The sequence below is a fragment of the Microbacterium sp. Yaish 1 genome, assembly GCF_002245215.1.
Classification (GTDB): Bacteria; Actinomycetota; Actinomycetes; order Actinomycetales; family Microbacteriaceae; genus Microbacterium.
On the sequence record NZ_NPMR01000001.1, the window covers coordinates 625647 to 641437 of the forward strand.

Genomic DNA, 15791 nt, shown 5'->3' on the forward strand with positions numbered 1-15791 from the left:
TCAGGTAGGCTGAGGGTATGGAAATGCTCCGCGGAATCGTCCTCGTCGTCCACCTCATCGGTTTCGCCACGCTCTTCGGCGCCTGGCTCGTCGAAGCCCTCGGCGCCCGCCGTATCACCCGCGTCATGAGCTACGGCCTCCTCGTCGCCGGTGTCGCCGGGCTCGCCCTGGCAGCACCGTGGGGCACCGACCACGAGTTCAACTACACGAAGATCGCCGTCAAGCTCGTCATCCTGCTCGTGATCGGTGCACTGCTGGGCATCGGCTCGGCCCGCCAGAAGCGCACCCAGGCGGTTCCGGCGGCCATCTTCTGGCTGATCGGAATCGGCACGGTGGCCAACGTCGCGATCGCGGTGCTCTGGCGCTGACGACGCGGGCCCCGGCCCACCACGCACGCGGATGCCGCGACTCGGACGCCGGGTCGCGGCATCCGCCGTAGAATGGACGATCGTGCGTCGCCGACACCGTCGACGCCGCCGGTGATCCCCGCGTCGAACGTCCGCCGCACCACCCCGCCTCGGACGTCCGCCCACCGGCACGCTCCCACGAGGGCGCTCACCCGTTCTCCCAGACAGGCATCACACCGCACATGTCATCCGCCACCGCGGCCCCCGCCGCGCCCGCGAACCCCCGTTCCCGCGTCATCACCGCCAGCCTCGTCGGCACCACGATCGAGTTCTACGACTTCTACGTCTACGCGACCGCGGCCGTCCTGGTCTTCCCCATCCTCTTCTTCCCGAGCGACGACGACACCGCATCGCTCCTGGCCTCGTTCGCGGTCTTCGGCGCGGCGATGATCGCCCGCCCCGTCGGCGCCGTCGTCTTCGGTCACTTCGGCGACAAGTTCGGCCGCAAGGCGACCCTCGTCGCGTCGCTCCTGACGATGGGCATCGCGACGATCCTCATCGGATGCCTGCCCACCTTCAACGACATCGGCTGGTGGGCGGCCCTGCTGCTTCTCGTGCTGCGTCTGGCGCAGGGCTTCGCCCTCGGCGGCGAATGGTCGGGAGCGGCGCTCGTGGCCACCGAGAACGCCCCGAAGGGCAAGCGCGCCTGGTACGGAACCTTCCCCCAGCTGGGCGCCCCGATCGGGTTCATCATCGCCAACTCGGTCTTCCTCGTGATCTACTTCGCGCTGCCGCACCCCGACGGCCCCGCCCAGCGCTCCGAGGAGTTCCTCGCCTGGGGCTGGCGTGTGCCGTTCCTGTTCTCGGCGGTCATGGTCATCGTCGGCCTGTGGGTGCGTCTCAAGCTCGTCGAGAGCGAGACGTTCGCGAAGGCGGAGAAGACCGGCGCGATCCGCAAGTTCCCGCTCGGGTCGGTCATCCGCGGACACTGGCGCGCGCTGATCCTCGGCACGTTCATCATGCTCGCGACCTACGTGCTCTTCTACCTGATGACGAGCTTCACCCTCGCGTACGGCACGAAGCCGACCCTCGAGGCCGCGCAGGCGACCGCCGAGGCGTCGGGAGCGACCTTCGACGCGGCGGCCTACGTCCCGGGCCTCGGGTTCGGATTCACCGACTTCGTCATCATGCAGATCGTCGGCGTCATCTTCTTCGGCATCTTCACGCTGCTGTCGGGCCCCGTCGCCGACTCGATCGGCCGCCGCACCCTGCTGCTGTGGGTCACCGGTGTCATCGCCGTGTTCGGTCTGCTGTTCGCGGTCTTCCTCGCGCCGCAGCTCGACCCCAAGTTCACCGGCGCGCTCGTCCAGGCGTTCCTCGTGCTCGGCTTCATGCTCATGGGCGCGACGTTCGGTCCGATGGGAGCGCTGCTCCCCGAGCTGTTCCCGACCAACGTGCGGTACACCGGCTCGGCCATCTCGTACAACGTGGCGTCGATCCTCGGCGCGGCCGTCGCCCCCAGCATCGCGACGACCCTGTGGGCGCTCGCGGGCGGATCGACCTGGCTCGTCGGCGTGTACCTCACGGCCTCCGCCGTGCTCACCTTCATCGCCCTGTGGCTGTCGAAGGAGACCAAGGACTCCGAGTACGACACCAACATCGGCGACGCGGCAGCCACGCGCTGATCTCCGCTCCGAACGGACGGATGCCGCGGGCCTTCGGGCTCGCGGCATCCGTCGTTTCTGCGCGGGTCGCTCTCCGAGGCGTCAGTCGAGGAACAGGGCGCGCAGCCGCTTCGTGGTGAAGACGAGACCGAGCGCGATCATCACGACGAAGTAGAGCACGTGCCACAGCATTCCGGCGGAGAGGATGCCGGTCGTCAGGCCGCGGATCAGCTCGACACCGTGCCACAGCGGCAGCGCCTGCACGATCACCTGCACCCATTCGGGATAGACCGTTATCGGGTAGAAGGTGGCCGAGAAGAGGAACATGGGCAGCAGGACGAAGTTGATCCAGTCCATGTGCTGGAAGGTCTTCATGTAGCTGGTGACGGCCATCCCGATGCTCGCGAACCCGAAGGCGATGAGCAGCACCGCCGGGAGGGCGAGCACGGCGGTCCACGCGAGGTTGAGGCCGAGCACCTGCATGATGATCATGAAGCCGGTGGCGTAGACGAGACCGCGCAGCAGCGCGTACAGGATCTCGCCGAGGGCGACGTCGAGCGGCCCGAGCGAGGTCGACAGCATCCCCTCGTAGAGCTTGCCGTAGTTGAGCTTGAAGAAGACGTTCCACGTCGAGTCGTACACGGCGCCGTTCATCGCCGAGACCGCGAGGAGCGCGGGAGCGATGTACGCCGCGTACGGGACCTCGGCTCCCGACGAAGTCTCGACCTCGCCGATGAGCGCGCCGAGCCCGATGCCGAGAGACGCGAGGTAGAATACGGGCTCGAAGAAGCCCGAGAGCACGACGATCCAGCTCGACGAGCGGGCCGCGATGAGACCGCGCTGCACGACCGCGCCCGGGTTGCCGGCCCACAGTGCGCGTACGCCCCCGCGGCGCCCCGTCGGCGACGTCTCTCGCACGATCGCGGCACTCATTTCGCGAGCCTCTCGGTGAAGACGCGCCGGCCCCAGAGATAGCCGACGGCGGCGAGTGCGAGCAGGTAGAGCACGTGCACGGCGATCATCCCGGCACCGATGTCGGCCCCGTACGTCGCCGCGCGCCCCAGCTCGGCGCCGTGCCACAGGGGCGAGATCCACGCGATCCACTGCAGGCCGATCGGCAGGGTCTCCACGGGGTAGAACGTGCCCGAGAAGAGGAACATCGGCATGAAGATGAACCGCTGCACGAGAGCGAACTGCCCCTTGTCGTCCTGGATCGACCCGGCGTACGCCATGAGCGGGATGCCGAAGGCGATCCCCGCCGCAACGCCCGCGAGGATCGACAGCCACCCCGTGGCGGGATTCGGCACCGCCCCGAAGGGCAGGAGCCAGATGAAGAGATAGTAGGCGGAGACGGCGACGATCATCCGCGCCGTGGCCCCGATGATGACTCCGTTCGCGATCTGGGGGCTCGACAGTGCCGACGCATTGAACCCGTAGAAGTAGCGGCGCCACTTGAAGCCCGCCATCACCGGATAGGTCATCTCCTCCGAGGCCACCGCGATCGCGGCGGTGACGAGCAGCGCCGGCGCGACGAACGGCAGATACCCGACCTCCTGCCCGTGAGCGGAGATCGGCGCGGTGATGAGGGCCGCGAGGCCCACCGCGAGCCCGAGCAGATACATGATCGGCTGCCCGACGGCGCCGACGACGATCGTCCAGCCGTAGGCGCGCATGGCGCGGATCATGTGCTCGGCGACGTACCAGGTGCCGTAGCGCCGGGGCTTGCGCCCTCCGGCGAGCGCCTCGGCACGCAGTTCGTCGAGCGTGGGATGTGCGGCCTGGGTGCTCATTCGATCAGCGACCGTCCGGTCAGGCGCAGGAAGACGTCTTCGAGGCTCGAGCGGCGCACGAGGCTCGTGAGCGGCGTGAGACCCGCCGCGGACACGCGCTCGAGGGCCGCCTCACCGTCGTGCGCGTAGACGAGGATGCGGTCGGGCAGCACCTCGATGCGATCGCCGATGCCCCGTAGCTGCGCGGCCGCGGACTCGTTGCGGTCGGAGCCGAAGCGCACCTCGAGCACTTCGCGACTCGAGTGCTCGCGGATGAGGGAGGCCGGGGTGCCCTCGGCCATGATCCGCCCCTTGTCGACGACGATGAGCCGGTCGCACAGCTGCTCGGCCTCGTCCATGTAGTGGGTCGTGAGCACGAGCGTCGTGCCGCGCTCCTTCAGCCGGAACAGCCGGTCCCACAGCACGTGGCGGGCCTGCGGGTCGAGGCCCGTCGTCGGCTCGTCGAGCAGCAGGATGCGCGGGTCGTTGATGAGGCCGCGCGCGATCGTGAGGCGCCGCTTCATGCCGCCGGACAGCTGATCGACCTTGTTCTTCGCCTTGTCTTCCAGCTGCGCGAACGCGAGCAGCTCGTCGGCCTTCTCGTGGCAGACCTTGCCCGGCAGACCGAAGTAGCGCCCGTAGATGTAGAGGTTCTCGCGGGCGTTCAGCTCGCCGTCGAGGTTGTCCTGCTGGGGCACCACCCCGAGCCGGGACCGGATCTCGGGGCCGTAGCGATCGGGATCGAGCCCGAGGATCTGCAGGTCGCCGCCGCTGCGGGTGGACACCGCACCGATCATCTTCATCGTCGTGGACTTGCCGGCGCCGTTCGGGCCGAGCAGCCCGAAAGACTCGCCCGGCGCCACCTCGAACGACAGGTCGTCGACGGCGACGAAATCGGGCTTGCCCTTCACGGCGTAGGTCTTGCGCAGCCCACGGGCGGAGATGACGGATTCTGGCACGCGACAACACTAGCGACGACGTCCGACGACGACCGAGGCCGCGGTGCGCGAGAATCGCACGCATGGACCGCATCCTCACCACTGCCGCTGACCTCCGAACCGCCATCGTGGCAGGCCGCTACCCCGACGGCGGCCCCGTGCGGGTGCTCGACGTCAGGTGGTGGCTCGACCGCCCCGACGGACGCCCCGCGTTCCGTGCGGGCCACATCCCCGGCGCGCGCTACGCCGACCTCGACACCCAGCTCGCCGAGCACGGCGAGCCGGCGGAGGGCCGGCATCCGCTGCCCTCGCGCGAGACGCTGCAAGCGGCCGTGCGCGACTGGGGCATCGACGAGGGCGACACCGTCGTCGTCTACGACGACGTCGCCAACCTCGCGAGCGGCCGCGCCTGGTGGGTGCTGCGGGATGCCGGCATCGCCGACGTCCGTGTGCTCGACGGCGCCCTGGCCGCCTGGACCGATGCGGGATTCGACCTCGAGGAGGGCGACGCGCCGGCCGTGCGTCCGGGCACCGCGGTCGTCTCGCCCGGCACGTTGCCCGTGCTCGGGATCGACGACGTCCTCGACCATGCCCGCACCGGACTGCTGCTCGACGCCCGCGCCGGCGAACGGTTCCGGGGCGAGGTCGAGCCGATGGACCCGCGCGCCGGGCACATCCCGGGCGCGGTGTCCGCGCCGACGACGCAGAACAACGACGAGTCGGGGCGGTTCCGGAGCCCGGACGAACTGCGCGAACGTTTCGCGGCGCTCGGCGCGGAACCGGGCGCGACGGTCGGCGTCTACTGCGGTTCGGGCGTCAGCGCCGCGCACGAGGCCATCGCCCTCAGCCTCGCGGGATATCAGCCGGTGCTCTACCCCGGCTCGTGGAGCCAGTGGTCGCAGCATCCCGATCGGCCGGTCGCGACCGGCGCCTGAGCTGCGTCGCTAGTCTGTCGACATGACGACCGCGACCGCCGATCTCTACGACGAACGCGGCGAGGAGTTGGACTCTCTTGCCCTGCCGCTGCTCGACCTCGGTGGTCGAACGGCATTCGACGGCCCCGTCCGCACGATCCGCTGCCATCGCGACAACGCGCTCGTCAAGCGCGTGCTGGCGACCCCGGGCGCCGGGGCGGTGCTCGTCGTCGACGGCGGCGGGTCGCTCGAGTCGGCGCTCGTGGGTGACCTGATCGCCGCCTCGGCGGTCGAGAACGGGTGGGCGGGCGTCATCGTGAACGGGGCGATCCGCGACCGGGCGGCGATCGCCGCTCTCCCCCTCGGGGTCAAGGCCCTCGGCTCGAACCCCCGCAAGAGCGCCAAGGACGGTGTGGGCGAGGTCGACGTCCCCGTCACGGTCGGGGGCGTCGTCTTCACGCCCGGGCGACACGTCTGGGCCGACGCCGACGGCGTGCTCGTCGAGCGCTGACGGCCGGGGCCGCCGGCCGGCCTCCCCCGCACCCACCGCACCCACCGCACTGTGCGGACGAAGTACGGTCGAAGGAGAGAGCTTCGCCGAACCGAGGGGACCGCATGTCCGACACCCGCAGCCGCATGCGCGGCGGACGCCGCCGCACCGACGAAGGCCCCCGCGCCCGCCTCTCGCAGCTGCTCCCCTACCTCTTCGAGCACAAGGGCGTGCTCGTGGCCGTCGCGGTGCTCAGCATCGTCGAAGCGGTCGCCACGCTCGGGCAGCCCCTCGTCGTCGGGCAGGTCATCGAGCGCGTGCAGACGGGCGACACACTCGGCATCCTCGTCTGGGCGCTGGTCATCCTCGTCGTCGTCTCGTCGGCCATCGGCGCTTTCCAGCACTATCTGCTCCAGCGCACCGGCACGGCGGTCGTGTTCTCGAGCCGCCGCCGGCTCATCGCGCGCCTGCTCCGGCTGCCGATCTCCGAGTTCGACGCGCGGCGGACCGGCGACCTGGTCTCGCGGGTGGGCACCGACACGACCCTGCTCTACGCCGTGCTCACCCAGGGGCTCGCCGACTCCGTCGGCAACGCGCTCATCTTCGTCGGCGCCATCGTCGCGATGCTCTTCATCGACCCGTTGCTGCTGCTGCTCATCGTCATCGTGATCGGAGCGTCGGTCGCCGTCGTGGTGGGTCTCAGCACGCGCATCCGTCGCGCCACGCGCGAGCAGCAGGAGCGGGTCGGAGAGCTGGCGTCGGGCGTCGAGCGGGCGATCGGGTCGATCCGCACCATTCGCGCCGCCGGAGCCACCGAACGCGAGGAGGCCGCCGTCACGGGAGCCGCACGCCAGGCGTACGACGCCGGAGTGCGCGTCGCGAAGGCGTCCGCCCTCGTCGTGCCGGTTGCCGGCGTCGCGCTCCAGCTGTCGCTGCTCGTCGTGCTCGGCGTCGGCGGATACCGGGTGGCATCGGGAGCCATCTCGATCGCGAGCCTCGTGACGTTCGTGATGTTCCTGTTCTTCCTGGTGCAGCCGCTCGCGTCGTTCCTCGGGGCGATCACGTCGGTCAACCAGGCGCTCGGCGCGCTCGGCCGCATCCAGGAGGTTCTCGACCTGCCCACGGAGGACTCGACGGATGCGGATGCGGATGCCGCTGCCGGCGTCGCCGTCTCGGGTGACAGCGACGTGGCGATCGAGTTCCGCGACGTCCACTTCCGTTATCCGGAGGCCGTCGTCGCCGCTCGGCGCTCGGCATCCGACGAAGCGTTGCGCACCCTCGCGGACGCACGCGTCGACACCTCGGCGGTGGCCGCGGTCGCCGAGGGAGCCGGTGCTCCGGAGAGCGATGCGGGTGCTGCGTCCGTGGCCGCCGCCGCGGCAGCCGGGGAGGCCGCCGCTGCCGAGGGCGACGTGCTCCGGGGCGTGAGCTTCCGCGTTCCCCGCGGCGCGCGCGTGGCCCTCGTCGGCCCCTCGGGTGCGGGCAAGTCGACGACCCTCGCCCTGATCGAGCGGTTCTACGACGTCACCGGCGGAGCGGTGCTCGTCGGGGGTGACGACATCCGGTCCCTCCCCCGCGCCGAGCTGCGCGCGCAGCTCGGCTACGTCGAGCAGGACGCCCCCACCCTCGCCGGCACGATCGCCGACAACCTGCGCCTCGCCTCGCCCGAGGCCACCGACGCCGAGTGCGAGCGCGTGCTGCGCGCCGTCAACCTCGGCGACGTGCTCGAGCGCAGCGACCTGGGTCTTCAGGCGCCGGTCGGCGAAGCGGGCGTCATGCTCTCGGGCGGCGAGCGTCAGCGCCTCGCGATCGCCCGCGCGCTGCTGGCCGCTCCCCCGATCCTGCTGCTCGACGAGTCCACGTCATCGCTCGACGGACTCAACGAGCAGCGGATGCGCGAGGCGATCGACGCCGTCGCGACCGGCCGCACTCTCGTGGTCATCGCCCACCGCCTCTCGACGGTCGTCGACAGCGACGTCATCGTGGTGCTCGACCACGGCCGGGTCGTCGGCCAGGGCACGCACTCCGAGCTCGTCGCCACGGTCCCCCTGTACCGCGACCTCGCGAAGCACCAGCTGCTGGTCTGACGCGCTCGCCCCGCGAGCCCGCTCGCCCGCGAGAACGCACCGTCGCCGCGAACGCGCACCCTGTACGGTGCGTTCTCGCGGAGACGGTATGTTCTCGTGGCGCGGGCGCCGCGGCCGGGGTCAGGCGCGATGGCCGAGGCGGTAGCGGAGGGCCTCGAGCTCGGCGCGCAGGGCCGCGGGCAGCCGGTCGCCGAAGGTGTCGTAGAACTCCTCGGTGAGGTCGGCCTCGCGCAGCCACGACTCCGTGTCGACCGCGAAGAGCTCATCGAGATCGCGCTGCGGCACCTCGATGCCGTCGAGGTTGAGATCCTCAGTGTGCGGCAGCCGCCCGATCGGGCTGTCGACCGCGCCGACCTCGCCGTTGAGGCGCCGGACGATCCAGTCGATCACCCGCGAATTGTCGCCGAACCCGGGCCACAGGAACCGCCCGTCGGCCCCCTTGCGGAACCAGTTCACCTGGAAGACCCGCGGAGCCCGGTCGAAGCGCAGCTTCTGCCCGACCTTGAGCCAGTGCGCGAAGTAGTCGCCCATGTTGTAGCCGCAGAACGGCAGCATCGCGAAGGGGTCGCGGCGCAGCTCGCCGAGCGTCCCCTCCGCCGCCGCCGTGCGCTCCGACGAGATGGTCGAGCCCATGAAGACGCCGTGCGTCCAGTCGGTCGCCTCGACGACGAGCGGGACGTTCGTCGCCCGGCGTCCGCCGAAGAGGATGGCGTCGAGCGGCACGCCCTCGGCGGCATCCCAATCCGACGCGATCTGCGGGCACTGGGCGGCACTGACGGTGAAGCGCGAGTTGGGGTGCGCGGCGGGCCGACCCGAATCGGGGGTCCAGGGCTTGCCCTCCCAGTCGATGAGCTCGGCGGGCGCCTCGTCGGTGAGTCCCTCCCACCAGACGTCGCCGTCGGGACGCAGCGCGACGTTCGTGAAGATCGTGTTGCCCCACAGCGTCTCGACCGCCGTGACGTTCGTCGATTCGCCGGTGCCCGGGGCGACGCCGAAGAAGCCCGCCTCGGGGTTGATCGCCCACAGCCGGCCGTCGGATCCCGGACGCAGCCAGGCGATGTCGTCGCCGAGCGTCTCGACCCGCCATCCGGGGATCGTGGGACGCAGCATCGCGAGGTTCGTCTTGCCGCAGGCCGAGGGGAACGCCGCGGCCACGTGGTAGGCCTTGCCGGCCGGGTTGATGACCCGGATGAGCAGCATGTGCTCGGCGAGCCAGCCCTCGTCGCGGCCGATCACCGACGCGATGCGCAGCGCGAAGCACTTCTTGGCCAGGATGGCGTTGCCGCCGTAGCCCGACCCGAACGACCACACCTCGAGGGTGTCGGGGAAGTGGACGATGTACTTCTCGTCGTTGCACGGCCACGCGACATCCGCCTCGCCGGGCGCCAGCGGCGCGCCGACCGAGTGGACGGTCTTGACCCAGGGCTTGCCGCCGGCGATCTCCTCGAGCACAGCTGCACCGACGCGGGTCATGATGCCGATGGATGCCACCGCGTAGGCGCTGTCGGTGACCTGCACGCCGATGTGCGAGAGCGGGCCGCCGACCGCTCCCATCGAGAACGGCACGACGTACATGGTGCGCCCGCGCATCGACCCGGCGAACAGGGGTGTGATGGTCGCCCGGATGTCGTCGGGTGCGACCCAGTTGTTGGTGGGGCCCGCATCCTCCTCGCGCTCTGACGCGATGAAGGTCCGCGCCTCGGTGCGGGCGACGTCGCTCGGGTGCGAGCGGGCGAGGTACGAGCCGGGCCGCCACTCGGGGTTGAGCTTGATGAGCTTGCCCTCGTCGACCATCTCGCGCAGCAGGGCATCGTTCTCGGCCGCCGAGCCGTCGACCCAGTGGACCCGATCGGGCTGCGTGAGCGCGGCGATCTCGTCGACCCACGCGACGAGGTCGGCGAGCGGACCGGATGCCGCCGACGGCCGGGCGCCGAGGTCGGGCCGGGCGCGGCGGGGCGCGGCGGTGCCCGCGGCGGATGTGCCGGTGACGGCGGGGCGGGTGAAGAGGTCGGCGATGGCCATGTCGGTCTCCTACGTCGGCGGCGAGATCGGTGATACCTGACGATTCCAACGCACGAATACCCCGTCTTGCGACGCTCTATGCTTTCAAGAAACCTGATTCTTTCCCTATGATCAAGGAATGGCCGCATCCGGAATCGAACTCGCGACCCTCGGGCACCGCATCCGTCACCACCGCGTCGCCCGCGGGCTGACACTCGACGAGCTCGGCGCTCAGGTCGGCGTCGCCGGCAGCCAGCTGAGCCTGATCGAGAACGGTCGTCGCGAGCCGAAGCTGTCGCTGCTGCAGGCGATCGCCTCGGCGACCGGCACCGACGTGACCGACCTCCTCTCGCCCGAACCGCCGAACCGGCGAGCCGCCCTCGAGCTGGAGCTCGAGCGGGCGCAGGCCAGTTCCGTCTTCCGGCGACTCGGCATCGCACCGGTGCGCGCGGGCAAGACGATGAGCGACGAAACGCTCGAGTCGATCCTCGGATTGCACCGCGAACTTCAGCGCCGCGAACGCGAGGCGATCGCGACCCCGGAGGAAGCGCGACGGGCGAACACGGAGCTGCGCCTGCGGATGCGGGAGGTCGCGAACTACCTGCCCGACATCGAGCGCCTCGCCGAGAAGCAGCTGAAGGCGGCCGGGCACACCTCGGGTGCGCTGACTCATCGCACCGTGAGCATCATGGCCGAGCAGCTGGGGTTCGAGCTGCTGTACGTCGCCGACCTCCCGCACTCCGCCCGCTCGGTCACCGACCTCGAGAACGGGCGCATCTACCTTCCGCCGGCGTCGATCCCGGGCGGACACGGCCTGCGGTCGATGGCGCTGCAGGCGATGGCGCACCGCTTGCTCGGCCACACTCCCCCGAGCGACTACGCCGACTTCCTGCAGCAGCGCCTCGAGATCAACTACTACGCCGCGTGCTGCCTCATGCCCGAGACGGCCTCGGTCGCGTTCCTGTCCCAGGCGAAGAAGGACCGCAACCTCGCGGTCGAGGACTTCCGCGACGCCTTCGGGGTGACGCACGAGGCAGCCGGGATGCGGATGACGAACCTGATGACCCGGCATCTCGGCATCCCGCTGCACTTCCTGCGCGTGGATGGCGCGGGGGCCATCACGCGGGTCTACGAGAACGATGGCCTGCCGCTGCCGATGGACGTCACCGGCAGCGTCGAGGGCCAGGTCGTGTGCCGCAGGTTCTCGGCCCGGTCGGCGTTCGAGGAGCAGAACCGCACGGTCGAGCACTACCAGTACACCGACACCCCGGGCGGCACCTTCTGGTGCTCGAGCCAGACCGGGACCACCGCCGAGGGCGAGTTCTCGATCACCGTCGGGGTGCCGTTCGACGACGCCCGCTGGTTCCGCGGCCGCGAGACGCAGAAGCGGGCGACATCCACGTGCCCCGACGAATCGTGCTGCCGGCGCCCCGACCCCGACCTCACGTCGCGATGGGAGGGCAAGGCCTGGCCGAGCGCCCGCGTGCACATGCAGATGTTCTCGCCGCTGCCGCGCGGCAACTTCCCCGGCGTCGACGACGGCGAGGTCTACGCGTTCCTCGACCGCCACGCCGCCGGCTGACCCGCGGCCGGCGCCACAACTCCTCAGATTCACGCCGTCGGCAAGCCGGGCACACGAGGTCGCGCGGGTTCGTACGGGTGGCCGCGGCGAGTTTGAGGAGTTAGTGCGAGGCGGTCCAGGGCTCAGCCGCCGAGGAAGCGCGAGATCCGGGTCAGCGACGCCTCGATGGCGGATGCCGCGACCGACGCATCTGTCACGAGCACGGGCTCCGCTGGCAGGTGGTGGCGCCCCGCGGCGACGGAGTGGCGCCAGGTGCCGATGACCCGCCCGCCGGAGACCAGGATCGGTGCGACCTGACCGTTCGGGGTCGGGCCGATCCGAGCCGCGAGGTCGGGGGCGCAGACGGTCGTGCGGTCGGCATACGACAGGTAGTACTCGTCGAAGGCGGGGAGGGCGACGACATCCCCGCCGTCGCTCTCCGGGCCCGCCCCGGGATCGGATGCCGGCACCGCGGGCTCAGCGGTGGTCGCGGCGAAAACTCCGGCCTCGATCTCGACGACCCGGTCGGCAGCCGCCGCGGCCGCGCGTCGCGACATCCCGATCGGCAGACCCGCCCACCAGCGGAAGTCCTCGACGCGCGCCGGTCCGTGCGAACGGATGTAGCCGGCGAACATCTCGGCCAGCGGATCATCGGGCACCCGGGCCGACGGCAGCTCGTCCACCGCCACGAGGTACTGGTCGCGCGTCGGACCGCCCTCGCGCGGCACCACCGGACCGAACGCGAGCACGCCGCGGACGGCGAGCGCCGACAGGATGTGGTTGCCGCGCGAGCGTTCGGTCTCGATGCCGGCGCCGCGCAGCAGGTCGGCGAACTCGTCACGCGTGAGCCGGTTCCCGCCGCGCAGCGCGTACCGGGCGGCGCGCTCGGCCGTCGCCAGCACCGCCTCGTCGATCGCGAGTCCGCGCAGGATGCCGGCCGCCGCGCGCTGCTGCCGGTCGGCGGTCACCGCGAGCATGCCGGCGAGGTCGACCGAGCGCACGATGTGCAGGGTGCCGCGCTGGGTCCACGAGCGCACGAGCGTGCCGTTCTCGAAGGCGGCATCCACCGCGCGAAGCGCAGGGTCACCGACGGTGCGGACGGCGAGCGCCCAACGACCCGACCAGAACTCCTGCGCCTGCACCGCGAGCATGTGCGCCGCGGCCTCGCCGAGCGACGGCGCGGGTTCGCTCAGCAGGTGCGAGCGCAGCCGCTGCGCCGCGATCGCCCCCGCTGCCTCGCATCCTCCCCCGCCGCCGTCGTCTCGCACGCCGCCGATCCTGCCCGACCCCGCCCCGCGGGTCCAGCCCCTGCGAGGTCCCACTTGGGCCGGGTTTGAGCCGCGCTCACCCGGCCCAACTGGGACTTCGAAGGGTTCGGGCCGGCCACCGGGCCTGCAGGGAGGCCGCGTAACACGACGACCCGCGCGCGCCGCGGCATCCGGGCCGGGTGAGAATGGATGCAGCCGCCGGTGACAGCACGCCGATGCGCGGCATCCGCACCCGGAGGTTCCCCGATGTCCCGCTCTCTCGTCCGTGCCGCCTCGATCGGCGTCGCCGCTCTCGCGATCGTCCTCGCCGGCTGCTCGTCCTCGCCCGCGCCCGCCGCCTCGGGCGATGCCGCGTCGGGACCCGCCGCCGAGGACTACGTCACCCCCGGCAAGCTCACCTTCGCCACGGGCGAGACGGCCTACGAGCCGTACTTCGTCGACGACGACCCGGAGTCGGGCGAGGGGTTCGAGGCCGCCGTCGCCTACGCCGTCGCCGACAAGCTCGGGTTCGCTCCGGAGGACGTCGTGTGGGTGCGTACGAGCTTCGAGGCCGCGATCGCGCCGGGCCCGAAGAGCTTCGACATCAACGTCCAGCAGTACACGATCACCGACGAGCGCAAGCAGGGCGTCGACTTCTCCTCGCCCTACTACTCCGCGAGCCAGTCGATCGTCGCGATCTCCGGCGGCGCGGCCGACGGCGTCTCCGACATCGCAGGGCTGACCGACCTGACGATCGGCGCGATGGCCAACTCCACGAGCGCGCAGACCCTCGCAGAGGTCGCGCCCGACGCCGAGGCTCGCCTGTACAACTCGAACGAGGATGCCGTGGCCGCCCTCGGCGCGGGACAGATCGACGCGATCGTGCTCGACACTCCCACTGCCTACCTCGCGGTCAACTTCTACATCGAGAACTCGTTCTTCGTCGGCGAGCTGCCGAAGGCCGGGATCGAGGACGAATGGGGCCTGCTGCTCGCGAAGGACTCGCCGCTCACCCCGGCTGTGACGGCCGCCGTCGACGAGCTGCGCGAGGACGGCACGCTCGCCGAGCTCGAGCAGAAGTGGCTGTCGGGCCTCACGGAGGGCGTGACGCTCCTCCAGTGAGGGCGCGCTAGCGTCTATCCGTGACCACCTCCGTCCCGAGCGCGCTCGAACTCGAGCGCCGAGCGTACCGGCGCGGCCGCGAGCGCCGGTCGGTGCTGATCGCCGTCGCCTCGACACTCGCCTTCGCCGCCGTCGTCTGGGTGACCGTGATCAACACGGAGGGATGGGCGACCGTCCAGCGGAGCTTCTTCGACCCCGCCGTCGCGCTGCAGGCGCTCCCCGAGGTGTGGCGAGGCTTCCTCGTCAATCTGCAGGTGCTCGCGATCTCGGTCTTCACGGTCGCCGCGGTGGCGCTGGTCCTGGCGCTGCTGCGGACCCTGCGCGGACCGGTGTTCTTCCCGCTCCGCCTCATCGCTGCGGCCTACACCGACCTCTTCCGCGGCCTGCCCTTCGTCATCGTGCTGTATCTGATCGGATTCGGGCTGCCGACGATCCTGAACACCCGGATCGACCCGGTGCTTCTGGGAGTGCTCGCCATCACGCTGACGTACTCCGCCTATGTCGCGGAGGTCGTGCGGGCGGGCATCGAGTCGGTGCATCCGTCGCAGCGTCTCGCCGCCCGCGCGCTCGGACTCAGCTACCCGCAGACCCTCGTGCGGGTCGTGCTGCCGCAGGCGCTGCGCAAGATGACGCCGCCGCTGATGAACGACTTCATCTCCATGCAGAAGGATGTCGGGCTGATCTCGATCCTCGCGGCGTTCGACGCGATCGCCGAGGCGCGGGGCGTGGTCGCGACGACCTACAACTTCACGCCCTACGTCGTGGCCGGCGTGCTGTTCGTGCTGCTCGCGATCCCGACGATCCGGCTGACGGACTGGTACACCGCGAGGCTCCGACGCCGCGAGCAGACGGGATCGATCCTGTGATGCAGAACGGACCCGCCACCGAGCCCGGCAGCGTCGCCGATGTGCTGCACGCCCGCGGCATCCGCAAGTCGTTCGGCGACAAAGAGGTGCTGCGCGGCGTCGACGTGTCTCTCGCCCGGAACGAGGTCGTCGCCCTCATCGGCGCGAGCGGTTCGGGCAAGTCGACGCTGCTGCGCTGCCTCGGGCTGCTCGAGCCGATCGACGACGGGCAGATCCTGCTCGCCGGCGCGGACATCTCCGACCCCCGCGTCGACGCGAACGCGGTGCGCGCGCGGCTGGGAGCGGTGTTCCAGAGCTACAACCTCTTCCCCCACCTGTCGGTGCTCGACAACGTGACCCTCGCCTCGCGTGTCGTGCACCGCGTGCCCCGGCGCGAGGCCGAGGCTCGTGCGCGTGAGCTGCTCGCGCGCATCGGGCTGGCCGACAAGGGCGGTGAGCACCCCGACCGGCTCTCGGGCGGACAGCAGCAGCGGGCGGCGATCATCCGCGCGATCGCGACGGATCCCGAGGTGCTGCTGCTCGACGAGATCACCTCGGCGCTCGACCCCGAGCTCGTCGGCGAGGTGCTCGAGCTCGTCCGCGACCTCGCGGTGGCGGGCTCGACGATCCTCATGGCGACGCACGAGATGGCGTTCGCGCGGGATGTCGCCGACCGCGTCGTCTTCCTCGACCAGGGCGTCATCGTCGAGGAGGGCGCGCCGTCCGAGGTGTTCGCCGCCCCGCGCGAACCGCGCACGCGCGCCTTCCTGTCCCGCTTCCTCCTCTGAGCTCCCGTCGACTCGCCA

14 protein-coding genes are annotated in these 15791 nt (G+C 70.9%); 9 read left to right on the forward strand and 5 right to left on the reverse strand.

Translation table 11 applies throughout. The annotated features are described in order from the left end of the window. Nucleotides 1-17 precede the first annotated feature (17 nt). Together CI089_RS03090 and CI089_RS03095 are read left to right on the forward strand one after the other, a co-directional pair. Nucleotides 18-368, forward strand: coding sequence for a Fe-S protein (locus tag CI089_RS03090; RefSeq protein ID WP_094260210.1), 351 nt, complete (start codon nucleotides 18-20; stop codon nucleotides 366-368). A 221-nt stretch (nucleotides 369-589) separates the two neighbouring features. After that, entirely contained in the window at nucleotides 590-2032 is a 1443-nt protein-coding gene (locus CI089_RS03095; protein ID WP_094260211.1) for an MFS transporter, read from the forward strand. A gap of 81 nt (nucleotides 2033-2113) precedes the next feature. Here the strand turns inward: CI089_RS03095 and CI089_RS03100 are convergent, their stop codons facing one another. From CI089_RS03100 to CI089_RS03110, 3 genes are read right to left on the reverse strand one after another with little or no spacing between them, the layout of a single operon-like run. Continuing rightward, nucleotides 2114-2944 (reverse strand): ABC transporter permease, encoded by an 831-nt coding sequence (locus CI089_RS03100; RefSeq protein ID WP_094260212.1) that lies wholly within the window; start codon nucleotides 2942-2944, stop codon nucleotides 2114-2116. Further along, entirely contained in the window at nucleotides 2941-3801 is an 861-nt protein-coding gene (locus CI089_RS03105; protein WP_094260213.1) for an ABC transporter permease, read from the reverse strand. The genes CI089_RS03100 and CI089_RS03105 overlap by 4 nt, the downstream gene beginning before the upstream one ends. Beyond that, a complete protein-coding gene (locus tag CI089_RS03110; protein WP_094260214.1) occupies nucleotides 3798-4739 on the reverse strand; it encodes an ABC transporter ATP-binding protein in 942 nt (313 codons plus the stop codon). The genes CI089_RS03105 and CI089_RS03110 overlap by 4 nt, the downstream gene beginning before the upstream one ends. A 62-nt stretch (nucleotides 4740-4801) precedes the next feature. On the opposite strand from CI089_RS03110, the gene CI089_RS03115 reads away from it, so the two are divergent. The 3 genes from CI089_RS03115 to CI089_RS03125 all read left to right on the forward strand — a co-directional run bounded on the left by CI089_RS03115 (nucleotide 4802) and on the right by CI089_RS03125 (nucleotide 8209). Next, the gene (locus tag CI089_RS03115) at nucleotides 4802-5653 is read left to right on the forward strand and encodes a sulfurtransferase (protein ID WP_094260215.1); all 852 of its coding nucleotides are present in this window, start codon (nucleotides 4802-4804) and stop codon (nucleotides 5651-5653) included. A gap of 22 nt (nucleotides 5654-5675) precedes the next feature. Continuing rightward, the gene (rraA, locus tag CI089_RS03120) at nucleotides 5676-6143 is read left to right on the forward strand and encodes a ribonuclease E activity regulator RraA (protein WP_094260216.1); all 468 of its coding nucleotides are present in this window, start codon (nucleotides 5676-5678) and stop codon (nucleotides 6141-6143) included. Nucleotides 6144-6247: 104 nt separating this feature from the next. Beyond that, the gene (locus CI089_RS03125) at nucleotides 6248-8209 is read left to right on the forward strand and encodes an ABC transporter ATP-binding protein (protein ID WP_094260217.1); all 1962 of its coding nucleotides are present in this window, start codon (nucleotides 6248-6250) and stop codon (nucleotides 8207-8209) included. Between the two features lie 120 nt (nucleotides 8210-8329). On the opposite strand, the gene CI089_RS03130 is transcribed toward CI089_RS03125, so the two are convergent. Further along, a complete protein-coding gene (locus tag CI089_RS03130) occupies nucleotides 8330-10231 on the reverse strand; it encodes a phosphoenolpyruvate carboxykinase (GTP) (protein ID WP_094260218.1) in 1902 nt (633 codons plus the stop codon). Nucleotides 10232-10349: 118 nt separating this feature from the next. Between CI089_RS03130 and CI089_RS03135 the strand changes: the two genes are divergently transcribed. Next, nucleotides 10350-11792 carry an XRE family transcriptional regulator gene (locus CI089_RS03135; RefSeq protein ID WP_094260219.1) on the forward strand — a complete coding sequence of 481 codons (1443 nt, stop codon included), beginning with the start codon at nucleotides 10350-10352 and terminating at the stop codon, nucleotides 11790-11792. 122 nt (nucleotides 11793-11914) lie between these two features. On the opposite strand, the gene CI089_RS03140 is transcribed toward CI089_RS03135, so the two are convergent. Beyond that, nucleotides 11915-13039 (reverse strand): winged helix DNA-binding domain-containing protein, encoded by a 1125-nt coding sequence (locus CI089_RS03140; protein ID WP_256977435.1) that lies wholly within the window; start codon nucleotides 13037-13039, stop codon nucleotides 11915-11917. A 246-nt stretch (nucleotides 13040-13285) separates the two neighbouring features. On the opposite strand from CI089_RS03140, the gene CI089_RS03145 reads away from it, so the two are divergent. The 3 genes from CI089_RS03145 to CI089_RS03155 are packed head-to-tail and all read left to right on the forward strand — an operon-like array spanning nucleotide 13286 to nucleotide 15773. Next, nucleotides 13286-14140 (forward strand): ABC transporter substrate-binding protein, encoded by an 855-nt coding sequence (locus tag CI089_RS03145; protein WP_094260220.1) that lies wholly within the window; start codon nucleotides 13286-13288, stop codon nucleotides 14138-14140. 20 nt (nucleotides 14141-14160) lie between these two features. Next, nucleotides 14161-15006 carry an amino acid ABC transporter permease gene (locus CI089_RS03150; protein ID WP_094260221.1) on the forward strand — a complete coding sequence of 282 codons (846 nt, stop codon included), beginning with the start codon at nucleotides 14161-14163 and terminating at the stop codon, nucleotides 15004-15006. Beyond that, complete coding sequence (locus CI089_RS03155; RefSeq protein WP_094260222.1) at nucleotides 15006-15773, forward strand: amino acid ABC transporter ATP-binding protein; 768 nt, start codon at nucleotides 15006-15008, stop codon at nucleotides 15771-15773. Before CI089_RS03150 ends, CI089_RS03155 begins: the two co-directional genes overlap by 1 nt. Nucleotides 15774-15791 lie beyond the last annotated feature (18 nt).

Bases quoted from the DNA above. Each gene is read 5' to 3' on its own strand.
- CI089_RS03125 (WP_094260217.1), top strand. From the start codon at position 6,248: ATGTCCGACACCCGCAGCCGCATGCGCGGCGGACGCCGCCGCACCGAC.
- CI089_RS03155 (WP_094260222.1), top strand. From the start codon at position 15,006: ATGCAGAACGGACCCGCCACCGAGCCCGGCAGCGTCGCCGATGTGCTG.
- CI089_RS03130 (WP_094260218.1), bottom strand. From the start codon at position 10,231: ATGGCCATCGCCGACCTCTTCACCCGCCCCGCCGTCACCGGCACATCC.
- CI089_RS03135 (WP_094260219.1), top strand. From the start codon at position 10,350: ATGGCCGCATCCGGAATCGAACTCGCGACCCTCGGGCACCGCATCCGT.
- CI089_RS03145 (WP_094260220.1), top strand. From the start codon at position 13,286: ATGTCCCGCTCTCTCGTCCGTGCCGCCTCGATCGGCGTCGCCGCTCTC.
- CI089_RS03100 (WP_094260212.1), bottom strand. From the start codon at position 2,944: ATGAGTGCCGCGATCGTGCGAGAGACGTCGCCGACGGGGCGCCGCGGG.
- CI089_RS03105 (WP_094260213.1), bottom strand. From the start codon at position 3,801: ATGAGCACCCAGGCCGCACATCCCACGCTCGACGAACTGCGTGCCGAG.
- CI089_RS03090 (WP_094260210.1), top strand. From the start codon at position 18: ATGGAAATGCTCCGCGGAATCGTCCTCGTCGTCCACCTCATCGGTTTC.
- rraA (WP_094260216.1), top strand. From the start codon at position 5,676: ATGACGACCGCGACCGCCGATCTCTACGACGAACGCGGCGAGGAGTTG.
- CI089_RS03115 (WP_094260215.1), top strand. From the start codon at position 4,802: ATGGACCGCATCCTCACCACTGCCGCTGACCTCCGAACCGCCATCGTG.
- CI089_RS03095 (WP_094260211.1), top strand. From the start codon at position 590: ATGTCATCCGCCACCGCGGCCCCCGCCGCGCCCGCGAACCCCCGTTCC.